Origin of the sequence: Flavobacterium alvei (assembly GCF_002920895.1) — a bacterium.
GTDB classification, from domain to species: domain Bacteria; phylum Bacteroidota; class Bacteroidia; order Flavobacteriales; family Flavobacteriaceae; genus Flavobacterium; species Flavobacterium alvei.
The window spans coordinates 516,302-529,195 of record NZ_PQVG01000001.1; the positions used below are offsets into that span (position 1 = coordinate 516,302).

The window sequence follows — 12,894 nt, forward strand, 5'->3', positions numbered from 1 at the left end:
TTTTAATCCATTGGTTTTACAGTTGGCCAACCATCTACCCAGGTTACTTCTTTTACAATTAATTTTGGTAATGCTTTATCACTGGCATCATATCCGTGCATAAATGTGTAATCTTTACCATCAAAAGTGAACACACTATTATGACCGACACCATACCAGTTTTTGTTGCCTTCAATCACTAAAGAGCCACCACCTTTATTTAGTTCTAAGCCGTTTTTATCAATATAAGGCCCGGTGACTGATTTTGAGCGACCTACCATTAACTTATAAGTGCTTTTTTCTCCTCGACAGCAATAATCCCAAGAGTTAAATTGATAATAATAATCTCCTTTTTTGAAGATAAAAGGTCCTTCAATAGCAGCATTACCCGCTTCAGAATCTTCAACATCACTTTTCCTGTATCTGCTGGCAATGGCTGTCCATCCCTCTGGTTTTGCCACTTCTTTTAGATTAGCGTTTAATTTCACCATTTTTAATCCACTCCAAAAAGACCCAAAAGCTAAGTAAGGTGTTCCTTTTTCATCAAAAATCAAATTGGGATCAATGGCATTCCAAAAATCTCTGTTGGGTACGGATTGAATAACAATTCCTTGATCTTCCCATTTGTAATTTTTATCTTTTGAGTTTAATGTGGTATTGGTTACCAATCCAATGGCAGAGGTATTTTTACCAAAAGCAGAAACAGAATAATATAAATAATAAACACCATTATGAAGCGTAATATCTGGAGCCCAAATATGTCCGTTAAAACCTGGCGCTACTGACAAAGCCCATTCTGGTGATTTTGCAAAAACCGGATCAGCTTGTGTCCAATTTTTTAAATCTTTAGATGTAAAACTTGTAATTCCGGGTCCAGTACAAAACAGATAATAAGTATCTCCTTGTTTTGCCACTACGGGGTCATGTGTCACGGGTCTTTTTTGGGCATTGCTATAAATCCCCGTGAACAACAAACTGCAAAGTGCGATTTTTGAGATTAAGTTATATTTCATCTTTATTTATTTTAATAGTTATATTTTTAAACTATTTTTATTCTGCTTTTATTTTTAAAGTTTCTGTAGCCAAGCCATCAACAGTTGCTGACAGAATAATTTCTCCTTTAGTACGGTTGCTTTTTATGATAGCCATAGCTTTACCTTTCCAAGTCATTCTAGTGGGTAATACATACGAATTTGTATCTTTTAAATTGGCATTATCAGTTCCTAGAATAGAACCCGATCCGGTAACATTAAACTGAGCTTTCAAATCTGCATTTGGCACTACGATTCCAAATTCATCAACTAATTCTAATGTGACATAAGACAAATCTTGTCCGTTGGCTTTAATAGTGTTTCTATCCGCTTTCAAGACAATCTTTGCCGCTTTACCAGCTGTTTTTAAAATTTTAGATTCTGCTTCATTTCCATTTTCTAATCCAACCGCTTTTAATTGACCTGGACTGTAAGGGACGGAAAAGGTTGTTTTGAATTGAGTATTCATATTGGTTTCACTTTCTCCAATAATTTTATCATTAAGATAGAGTCTAACTTTTGGATATTTTGAATACACTTCAACTTGAATCTTCTTGTCTTTAAATTCAGGCCATGTCCAACTTTCCCATGTTGGCCAGACTGACCACTTTGTTTCGATTATCTCTAAAGGTTCAGGATTAGGTTCTTTTACTGCCAAATACAATTTTTCATTATCATTATATAACATACTTCGATAGTGCGAAATTGGTTTTCTCCAGCCCATCATATCAATATCTCCGCAATAAGCTCCGTGCCAAGGAAAAAGTTCTCTTTCCCAATGTTCCCCTGAAACTTCACCTGAGTAATACCATCTACCAATACCTGACTCTCCCAAATAATCAATAGCTGTCCAAACAAAATCACCAATGATGTATTTGTTTTCAGTTACCAATTTCCAATTTTCAAATGCTTCTCTAGGATAGGATTCAGTTTGCACAATCACTCTTGAAGGCACACGTTTATGGTCTTCAGGAGCTCGTTTTAGTTCATAATTATATCCCGCAACATCGTGTTCTGCCATCAATGGATCAAATATTTCCCAATCTTTATCCCAAGTTGTCATGGCAGAAGTAACCGGTCGTGTTGCATCAATCGCTTTTACTGCTTTGGCAAGATTTCTAGCTGTTATAACTGCTTGTTTTTCTTTTCGTTCGATTATTTCATTTCCAATACTCCACATTATTATAGATGGATGGTTGCGATCACGCTTGACCATTGCTTGAATATCACGTTCATACCAATTATCAAAGTACAATGCGTAATCATAATCTGTTTTCTTGGTTCTCCAACCGTCAAACGCTTCGTCTATGACTAACAACCCAAGACGATCACAAGCTTCTAGAAAAGCTTTGGAAGGAGGATTATGAGAGGTGCGTACAGCATTAAAACCAGCTTTTTTTAAGAGTTCCACTTTTCTTTCTTCGGCTCTATCATAAGATGCTGCTCCTAAGGCTCCGTTGTCGTGATGAACACATCCTCCGTTTAAAAGCATCCTTTTTCCGTTCAATTTAAAACCCTCTGCGGCAGAAAAAGTAATAGAACGAATGCCGAAATTTTGTATAGATTGGTCTGCTATTTCTTCTTTATCAATTATACTAACTTTTACATTATAGAGATTCGGAGATTCCGGCGACCATAATTTTGGGCTAGATACTTTCAAATTTTGTTGTAAAACCTTTTCACTTTTACCATCAATCTTTACAGTAATAGAAGTCTGTTTTACTTCTTTGTTGTTTTTTGAATCAAAAATTTGTGTTTGAATTTGAATGCTTTTGGGTTGATCACTATCGTTTTTAACTGTAGTATTAACTTCAATAGTTGCTGAATTGTTTTTAACTGACGGTGAAGTAATGGCTATTCCATCATTATCAAAATGTACTTTCCCCTTTGATTCTAACCAAACGTGACGATAAATTCCAGAGCCGCTGTACCATCTGCAATTTTTTTGCTTTGAATTATCTACTCGTACTGCAATAACATTCTCTTTTTCAAAGTTCAAATAAGGTGTTATGTTATAACTAAACGAAGAATATCCGTACGGATAAATACCTAAAGATTTTCCGTTGATGAAAACTTCGGAGTTCATATAGACTCCTTCAAAATTAATGATGACTACTTTATTTTTACTTTCTTTTGGCATTTGAAATGTTTTTCTATACCATCCTATTCCTGTTGGCAAATACGCTCCATCATTTCCTGCTGGATTCTTTGGCGAAAAATTTCCTTCGATACTCCAATCGTGTGGTAAATCTAAAGTTCTCCAATTGGCATCGTCAAAATTAATTTCACTCGCTAGATTGTTATCACCTAAATAAAATTTCCAATCATAATCAAATAATTCCTTACTACTTGTTATTTTATTTTGGGCATTCAATATTATTCCTACTGGAAAAAGCACCGCAATCAGTAGCCAAAGTTTAAAGTAATTGATTATGCTGTATTTCATAGATGTTTAAATGATTGAAAGTTGAAATCTACTTTTACTTTTGAATGCCTTCAGAAGTCATAATTACTCTTTTCATAGTTCCATCTTGATTATAATAAAGTCTATCTACGCACACAGAGCGTCTAAAACTTCCTCCCTCAGTTGGAATGGAGCCATTGTGATAAATAAAATAAGACTTGCCTTTAAAATCAATTATCGCTTGATGATTGGTATTCGAATTTCCAGCCACTTCATTTAATATGCCTTTATATTCCCATGGCCCAGTAACGGATTTGCTCATAGCGTAGGCAATTTTTTCTGGAAATTCATAGGCATAGGATAAATAATACCAATCTTTATGTTTGTGAATCCAAGGTGCCTCGGTAAAATTAGGCAACTCAATAGTTTGAATTGGACCATCCATTTCAATCATGTTTTCCTTTAATTTAACATAATTACAAACGGTATTGCCCCAAATAAGATAAGCTTGACCATTATCAACAATAACCGTAGGATCAATATCATCCCAACTAATAGTTGCTTTAGTGGTCATATCATTGGTAATAATTGCTTTGCCTAAAGCATCTTTAAAAGGGCCTGTAGGACTGTCAGCAACTGCAATTCCGATAGATTTTCCGTGAATGGTTCCGTGTGAAATGGCTACATACCAATAAAATTTTCCGTTTCGTTCAATTACTTGTCCTGCCCAAGCATCTCCTTTTGCCCAAGCAAAATCGGAAGTTTTCAATGGAATTGGATGTTCTTCCCAATGTATCATATCGGAAGTTGAAAATACTAACCAATCGTTCATTCTATAAGATTGAACTCCTTTTTCGGGAACATCATGTCCTGTATATAAATAGACTTTGTCTTTGTAAACTAAAGCTGCAGGATCGGCTGTGTATTTGTCTTTAATAATGGGATTGTTGAATTGAACTTCATTAGCAGAAGTCTTTACTTTTTGCGCAATTATTGTTTTGCAAGATAATAGCAAGACAAAAAGTGATAAAATAGTGAGTCTGTTTTTCATAAATTTTAGGTTTCTTAAACCTTTTGTTTTAAAAAAATGCTCTTCCTAAAAGAAGAAAGAGCATTTTTTCTAACTAACCAAATATTAAAAAATTAATTAATTTTTTTACCCCAAATAGGAACACCCGAAGCTGTAAGTCCTGAATAGGTTAAAGTAACTACTCTAGTTGCGGCTTCCCAATCCCAAGCATCGCTTACTTTACATTTCACACCATTTACGGTAAGTGTTTTAGCGGTACTATCATAGGACCAAGTTCCGGTAACTGCACCGCTAACTTTTTTGTCTGCGGTTAAATATATAGTAGCCGATTTTTGAATAGTTGAATATTGATAATTCATTGTAATTTGTTCCCAAGTTCCAATAAAAGAAGTTTCTGTAATTGTTGTAGCCGGCACTCCTGCATAACGCTCTGGATCTACTACTGGCCAACCATCTTCTGTCCAATTAATGGCTCGAACATGTCCCATCATAAGAGCATTTGATGCATTTACACCTGGTACGTCTTTTGGCAAACGAGCCTGAGACGTATAATACCATTGCTTGGTGTCTGGATTTTGAAATACTGCACAGTGCGAAAATCCAACCCAGCCTGTGTGCCCATTAAACCCATAAGGATGTGTCAGCATTGGCCAAGCATCGGCACCATTGGTTACGTTGGCTCCGTTGATTCCTACGAAAGGTCCGGTGATACTTTTTGAACGACAAACTCTAGTGTTGTAAGGAACATCAAGACCATCATAAGCTAAAAATAAATAGTAATATTGAGTGTCTGGATTGTAAATAATCTCAGGTCCTTCAGAACCTTGCCAACGGCTGGTAGCGCTTCTCGATGCGATGCGAGTTCCGTAATCGGCCAATGTTTTTAGTTGATAGGGTTTTCCTGTTGTTGGATTTAATTTTACAGCAACAATACCTGAATGCCACGACCCATAGATTAGGTATTGATCTCCTTCGGGAGTTTCGATAAAACTTGGATCAATGGCGTTGTATTTGTAATAGGCATTTTCCCAAACTGTATTACCTGTAAAAGAAAAGGGTTTAAGTCCATCAGGTATAGAGCAGACTACCATTCCTTTGTCTGTCCAAACATTGGTGGCTAAATCGTCGGTTTCGGCTAAACCAATATAAGATCTATTGCCCCAAGTACCAGTATCACCAGCTGGATCAAAAACCACAATACTATAATACATACGATATTTGCTTCCCACTTTTCGAACACAAGGTGCCCAATATCCATAATTAGGATTAATTGCGGGTAGAGCAGGAATCATTTTTGCTCTTTGACTATTGGTAGAATCTTTTACCCAAGCAGGAGCGGCAGCCATAGATGATCCTTTAAATTCCCAATTGATTAAATCTTTTGATCTTCTGTACATAAAATGTCCGTGACCATCATGTGCATTTCCATAGGAAGCATCAGTTTGATACATATAATAATAATCGCCACATTTTTCTACAGATGGATCGTGTACATTGACTAAATTCCATTGCGAATTTGATCCCCATGAAGAAATTGAAATATAATTATCCGCATAGCTAGGTCCTGCAAAAGAAGTCGGTGGAACTACAACTGGAGGAACCACAACTGGAGGTGTTGGTGTTGGTGCTGGATCATCACTTCCTGAACAGCTAGTTATTGATACAACCAACAAAAACAATCCCAGAAAAGGAACTAATTTTAAGATGTAATTTATTTTTTTCATCACTTATATTTTTTATTTTCCTTCTAAAGTTACTACAGAAAAAGGAGGAATTACTACTTGTAGCTTGCCTTTTTTATTTTCGAATCCTTTAAAAGCAGTTATTTGAATTTTTGTTGGATTATCAAACGTATTGTGATCTTGTAGTTTTGGCGAAGCAATAATGGTACCAGTTACCGATTTGACCCCTAATTCATCAAGGTTAATTTCTACAGAATTTGAATTTTTAGTATCAATATTTACTAACGAAATATGCACTAACCCATTTTTATCTTTTGAAGCCGAAGCCGATAAAGCAGGAAGATTTTGCCCATTAAATGTGTACAAAGGCGAATTTATTGTAAGCGGTAACAATTTGGCATCTTGATGTACATTGTACATTTGCATTACATAATAAGTTGGAGTCAAAATCATTTTGGTTTTGTCGGTAAGGATAACCGCTTGCAAAACATTAACACATTGCGCTAAATTGGCCATACGAACTCGCTCGGCATGATTATTGAAAATATTAAGAGTTGCTCCAGCCAAAACTGCATCTCTCATTGTGTTTTGTTGGTATAAAAACCCTGGATTGCTTCCTTTTTCAACTTCATACCATCCTCCCCATTCATCTACTACCAAAGCAATTTTTTTCTTTGGATCGTATTTGTCCATAATGGCCGAATGTTTGGTAACCAATTCTTCCATTTTCAGGGCCTGTTGCATGGTTTTGAAATAAATTTCTTCTGAAAAATCTACAGCGTCTCCTTTTTTGCCCCAATCAATTACTGAATAATGATGCAAAGCTACTCCACCAAGCATACTACCTGGAATGTTTTTCATTACTGTTTCGGTCCAATTGTAATCTTCGCTATTGGCACCTGAAGCTACACGCATCAGTCCTCCAGAATTAGTCCAATCTGACATGAATGTGGCATATTTTCGGTATTCTCCTGCGTAATATTCGGGTGTCATGTTACCACCACAACCCCAAGCTTCGTTACCTACTCCCCAGATTTTTACTTTCCAAGGCTCTTTTCTTCCGTTTTTAACACGTAAATCACTCATTGGACTTTTGCCTGCAAAGTTTACATATTGCACCCAGTCTGCCATTTCTTGAACTGTACCCGTCGCTAAGTTTCCTGCCAAATAAGGCTCGGCTCCTAATGCTTCGCACAGGTTTAAGAAATCGTGAGTTCCAAAACTGTTGTCTTCTGTTACTCCGCCCCACCATTGGTTTACAATAGTTGGTCTATTTTCTTTTGGACCAATTCCATCTTTCCAATGATAGGTATCAGCAAAACATCCGCCTGGCCATCTAAGATTTGGTACTTTTAATTTTTTAAGCGCATCAATAATATCGTTTCTTACTCCATTCGTATTGGGAATTTTTGAAGTATCACCCACAAAAAAACCTCCATAAATACATCTCCCTAAATGTTCGGCAAAGTGCCCATAGATGTTTTTATTAATGACAGGTGCATTTTCATTGCTTTTTATGTCAACTACTGTGTTCCCTTTTTGAGAAAAAACACTTTGACTACACAAAAGTAAAACGGATACTACTAATACAATTTTTTTCATAATTACTTTAATTTATAATATCACATGGCAAGCCCTTTATTAGGCTTACCACATGATACTAACTTCTAACTAACTTCTATTTACTAATTCAACCAAACTTACTAATAACCAGTATTTTGAATTGTGCCTGGATTGTTATCCATTTCTAATTGTGGGATTGGGAAAAATTCTCTACCCGCTGCATAAGAATTAAATTCAACATCTCTTGATTTTAACCAAGCTAATTTTACTGGATCTTGTAACCAACCCCAACGACGAATGTCATCAAAACGGTGTCCTTCAAGAGGAAATTCTAAGAATCTTTCGTGACCTATTTGTTCTCTCATTTGAGCTTGAGACATTCCTGGTTTTGTTGTGGCTAAGTTAGGCAATCCTACTCTATTTCTAACCATTTGAATGTAAGTATAAGCACCAGGAGTGTCAGATGTTTCATTCAAACATTCGGCATACATCAATAAAATATCTGCATAACGCAACAAACGCTCGTTGATTCCTGAACGCCAGTCGAATTCATTGGCATAGGCTCCGTCTGAATTTTGATATTTTCTACAAAACAAATCGTTTAAATCTCCTGCATTTCCGCCATAAAAAGTAGCAAAATTTTGTCCATAAAGCATCATTCCTGGTTTGTTATAGAACATTGTTGCATCTAAACGAGGGTCGTCTTGATTGGTTGTGGTTTTTTCTAGTTTGTATTCATTAAACAAAGTGAATGTAGGTTGAACATCAGTCCATCCAAAAGCTCTTGGTCCATAAGTAATGGCTCTAGCTGAAGTTTTTCCCCAACCAGTGGCTGGAGCACCACCCCATCCTAAGTCAACACCACCTGCACTTCTACTAAATTGAACTTCAAAAAGTGATTCTGAATTGTTTTCGTTAGTATCTGTAAAATTATCGCGATAATTAGACACCAATGAATAAACACCTAAATCGATTACTTGTTTGAATGTAATTTTTGCATTTGGAAAATCTTTGGTAAACAAATAAGCTTTTCCTAAATATCCTAAAGCAGCCCCTTTTGTAGCGCGTCCTTTATCATTGGCATTTGAATATGAAACAGGAAGAAATTCAGCAGCTGATTTAAAATCGGCAATTACTTGAGCCCATCCTTCAGCTTCTGTTTTTTGTGGATAAATTGCAGCTATTTGTGTTGGAACAGGTACATTTTTGAACATATTTACTGCGTGAAACAAATACAATCCTCTTAAAAAATAAGCTTCTCCCAAGATTCTGTTTTTTAATGCAGAATCTGTTATACTAATTTTTGGTACATTTTCAAGTACTTGATTAGCACGATAAATACCTTGATAGTACGTTTCATATGCCCAACCATAAATAGCTGCGTTAGAAACATTAGAATTAAATCGTCCTACATTGTACATAGCATCCCAAGGGCTGTTACTTCTAGTATCATCTCCTTTTAAGTCTAATAGTAAAGGAGTACTACGCATATATGTTCCGTCGGTAAGTAAACTTCCATAGGCTGCATTTACACCTTCAATAGCATCTTGATCTGTTTTCCAAAAGGAGTCAACTGCATCATTGTTTGGGTCAACTTGAATTAAATCATCGTCGGTAACACAACTAGTGGTTACGATTGCTAGTGAAAAGAAACCAGCTAAATAATTATATATTTTATGTTTCATTTTGATTCGTTTTTAATGGTTTGCTAATTTTAAAAATTTACTTCAACTCCTAAAGAAATCGTTCTAGGGTTAGGGAACGAACCATTGTCATACCCTCTAGAAAAAGATCCATCGTTACTGTTGAAATCAGGATCGGCACCAGTGTATTTAGTTAAAGTCCAAAGATTTTGACCATTCACAAATACTTTTGCTTTTTGAACAATATTGTTTACAGGAATTGGAATTTCATAACCAATTTCCATAGTTTGCAATCTTAAGTAATCTCCTTTTTGAATAAATCTATTAGAATCTCTTCCGTTAGCATTAGGGTCACCAATAATTGGTCGAGGAACATCTGTATTGGTATTTGTAGTTGACCAATAATTTAACATATCAGTATGATGATTTCCATATTGTCCAGACATTAAGTTACGGTAAATGCTATTGAAAACTTTGTTTCCACCAGCTCCTTGCCAAAACATAGAGAAATCCCAGTTTTTATAATTCGCGCTAAAGTTCATACCATAACTGTATTTCGGGATTGTAACTCCTTGATAGGTTCTATCAAGATCACTAATCATTCCATCTTCGTTTACATCTCTAAATTTAATATCACCCACTCCTGCGTTAGTTTGTGTTGGTGAAGCAGCTAAATCGGCAGCATTTTGAAAAATACCCACTGTTTCGTATGCATAGATTTCGCCCATTGATCGTCCCACTTCTGTTTTTGAAGCAGCACCATAGATTGGATTTCCATTAAGACCAATTTGTTTTACTTCATTTTTTAAAGTACCTAAATTGGCAGAGATACTGTATTTGAATGCATGGTGATTGTTGTTGTAAGTGGCAGAAAATTCAAATCCTTTGTTTTCCATCGCACCTGCATTGGTTGTAATACTTGCAGGAAAAGCACCTGTAGAGTATGGCAACGGAACTCCAATCAAAAGATTGGTTGAGTTTTTTACAAAATACTCAGCGGTAAATTGCAAATCATTGTCAAACAATCCAATTTCTACAGCTACATCGGAAGTTTCATTGTCTTCCCATTTTACATTTGGATCTAATGAAGCTACAACAGTAGTTCCAGGAGCCAAAGCATTATTGAAATCGTATCCAGCGAAGCTATTAATTGTTGTTGCGAAAAAGTAAGGAGGAATTGTATTGTTTCCTAATTTACCATAACTAGCTCTTAATTTGATATTGCTTACCCATTTTGGCAAGTGAATGAATTTTTCGTTACTTAACTTCCAAGCTCCTGAGAAAGAGTAATTGTTAGAAGAGTTATTGTTTTCACTAAACAAAGAAGATTTATCTTGTCTGAAGTTAGCTTGTAATAAATAGCGATCATCAAATGAATAATTAATTCTACTAATATAAGATTTACCTGTTATTGTAGTATTGGATTCACCTGTACTTGTTGCATCAGCATATTGCAATTTGCTTATTTCGCCATAATCATATCCTACACCTCTTGACCAGTGATTGTATGAGTCGCTACGTTCTTGAACTAAACCTGCCAAAACATCAAATTTATGTTTATTGATATCCAATGAGTATGATAAGGTGTTGTTAAAGAATGTTTTATCATTACTTCCTGTCGAAACATCTAAGGATGCTTCATCTTTAGTGGTGATATAATACCAACCCAAATCACTTTGCGGAATGTATCTTCTGTTTTCATAATCCAATCGGTCGAAACTGGCATCAATTTTATATTTCAACCCTTTTACGATCTCAACTTCACCCCAAATATCTCCAATAAAACGATTTCTTTTGCCACTATTATTGATTAAGTTGTTAAAACCTATCACATTAAGAGATATAGCTCTTTGAGTCAAGTTATCTGTTCCGCCATATCCACCCAAACGGTTGGCATCATAAACTGGCATTGTAGGAACAGCACCTACTAAAGCACCAATAGCCGTTTCGCCTACATAACTATTGAAATTTTCTTTATCAGATTGAGTGTATCCAATTTTTGTTCCGTATTTGAAAATTCCTTTTTTACCATTCAGATTCAAATTCATAGACAATCTTTCATAATCTTGAGGCGATTTGATATAACTACTGTTATTGAAATAATCCAAATTCATGTTGTAAGCCATAGTTTCAGCTCCACCATTAAAAGATAAGGAATGATTTTTAATGACTCCTGTTTCATAAGCTTCTTTCTGCCAATCCGTATTTACATTAGTTATATAACTACTGCTTGTTGGGTCATTTCCAGGAGCAATTGTTAATCCTGCATTTTTTTCGGCTGCACTAGTAATTGTTTGATACCCTACTCTATCAGTTACATCCCAAGTTTTGGCTACATTTTGAAAACCTACAAGTGATTTGTATTTCACATCTAGTTTTCCTAATTTTCCTTTTTTAGTTGTAATAATCACAACACCATTTGCACCTCGAACACCATAAATAGCGGCAGAAGAGGCATCTTTCAACACTTGCATCGACTCTACATCACCTGGTGCAAAATCAAAAGGCGCATCTACAATCATTCCGTCAATTACAAAAAGTGGATTATTGTTACTAAACGAACTAAGCCCTCTAATTTTAATGTTTACAAAACCACCAGGCTCTCCAGAAGATTGTACAGTAACACCCGCCACTTGTCCTTGAAGCATTTTGGCAGTATCATAAGTAATTGTTTTTTTAGCCGATTCCATATTTACAACACTCACAGCACCAGAAAGGTCTGATTTCTTTTGTGTACCGTATCCAATAACAACTACTTCGTCTAATTTGTTTACATCCTCTTTCAAAGACACATTTATCTTATCTTGATTACCAACAGTAACTTGCTGGGATGCATACCCTATATAAGAAAAGATTAAAACTTCACCTGGATTTGCTTGAACTGCAAAGTTACCATCAAAATCGGCATTGGCAGATCTTGTAGTCCCTTTTACAATCACATTTACACCTGGCAAAGTCATTCCGTCTTTTGCAGACGTCACAACTCCTTTAATAACCTTATCTTGAGCAATAAGATTAAAAGAAGAAAATAACATTACTACCATAGTCAAAAGCCACGCTTTTCTTGGTAATAAAAAATTACAATAATAAAATAATCGTTTGTTTGTCATAATACTGTTTTTTGGTTGGTTAATAAGTGTTGATTTTACATTTGTAAATATAATTAAAAAAAAAGCATATAAACAAATTAATATCATAAAAAAAGCAATATATAACAGCACATCTCATAATTTAAGTGTAAAACAAACATTTAATAATTTGCGATTTTAGCATAAATCTTAACGTTTTCACAAATAACACGTGTAAAATCTACACTTTTTAATCAAAAATCAACATTATATCAAAATTCACTGTTTTTAAAACAAAAAGTAAAGTTGTAAAACAAAGAGCATTTTCGTCATTTTTTATTACAAAAAAACAGCGGTCAATTATATAAATACAATCAATCAACGGTCGATTATGTAAAAAAAGCTCTCGTTTAGAACTGAAAAAACGATCAAAAAACTACTAAAACGATTGAAATTAAAAAAAACTCGAAAAAAATTTCTCTTAATTATCATTA

7 protein-coding genes are annotated in these 12,894 nt (G+C 35.1%); all 7 read right to left on the bottom strand.

What is annotated here, in order from left to right; genetic code table 11:
• Nucleotides 1-2: 2 nt before the first annotated feature.
• Nucleotides 3-992, bottom strand: coding sequence for an arabinan endo-1,5-alpha-L-arabinosidase (locus C3L50_RS02170; protein ID WP_103804491.1), 990 nt, complete (start codon nt 990-992; stop codon nt 3-5).
• A 37-nt stretch (nt 993-1,029) separates the two neighbouring features.
• Nucleotides 1,030-3,456: a glycoside hydrolase family 2 TIM barrel-domain containing protein gene (locus C3L50_RS02175; RefSeq protein ID WP_103804492.1), complete on the bottom strand. Its 2,427-nt coding sequence runs from the start codon at nt 3,454-3,456 to the stop codon at nt 1,030-1,032.
• 34 nt (nt 3,457-3,490) lie between these two features.
• Nucleotides 3,491-4,465 carry a glycoside hydrolase family 43 protein gene (locus tag C3L50_RS02180; RefSeq protein ID WP_103804493.1) on the bottom strand — a complete coding sequence of 325 codons (975 nt, stop codon included), beginning with the start codon at nt 4,463-4,465 and terminating at the stop codon, nt 3,491-3,493.
• A 92-nt stretch (nt 4,466-4,557) separates the two neighbouring features.
• The gene (locus C3L50_RS02185; protein ID WP_103804494.1) at nt 4,558-6,168 is read right to left on the bottom strand and encodes an arabinan endo-1,5-alpha-L-arabinosidase; all 1,611 of its coding nucleotides are present in this window, start codon (nt 6,166-6,168) and stop codon (nt 4,558-4,560) included.
• A gap of 12 nt (nt 6,169-6,180) precedes the next feature.
• Complete coding sequence (locus C3L50_RS02190) at nt 6,181-7,728, bottom strand: alpha-N-arabinofuranosidase (protein ID WP_103804495.1); 1,548 nt, start codon at nt 7,726-7,728, stop codon at nt 6,181-6,183.
• A gap of 101 nt (nt 7,729-7,829) precedes the next feature.
• Nucleotides 7,830-9,374 carry a RagB/SusD family nutrient uptake outer membrane protein gene (locus C3L50_RS02195; protein WP_103804496.1) on the bottom strand — a complete coding sequence of 515 codons (1,545 nt, stop codon included), beginning with the start codon at nt 9,372-9,374 and terminating at the stop codon, nt 7,830-7,832.
• A gap of 29 nt (nt 9,375-9,403) precedes the next feature.
• Nucleotides 9,404-12,442 carry a SusC/RagA family TonB-linked outer membrane protein gene (locus C3L50_RS02200; protein ID WP_165783953.1) on the bottom strand — a complete coding sequence of 1,013 codons (3,039 nt, stop codon included), beginning with the start codon at nt 12,440-12,442 and terminating at the stop codon, nt 9,404-9,406.
• Nucleotides 12,443-12,894: the final 452 nt, after the last annotated feature.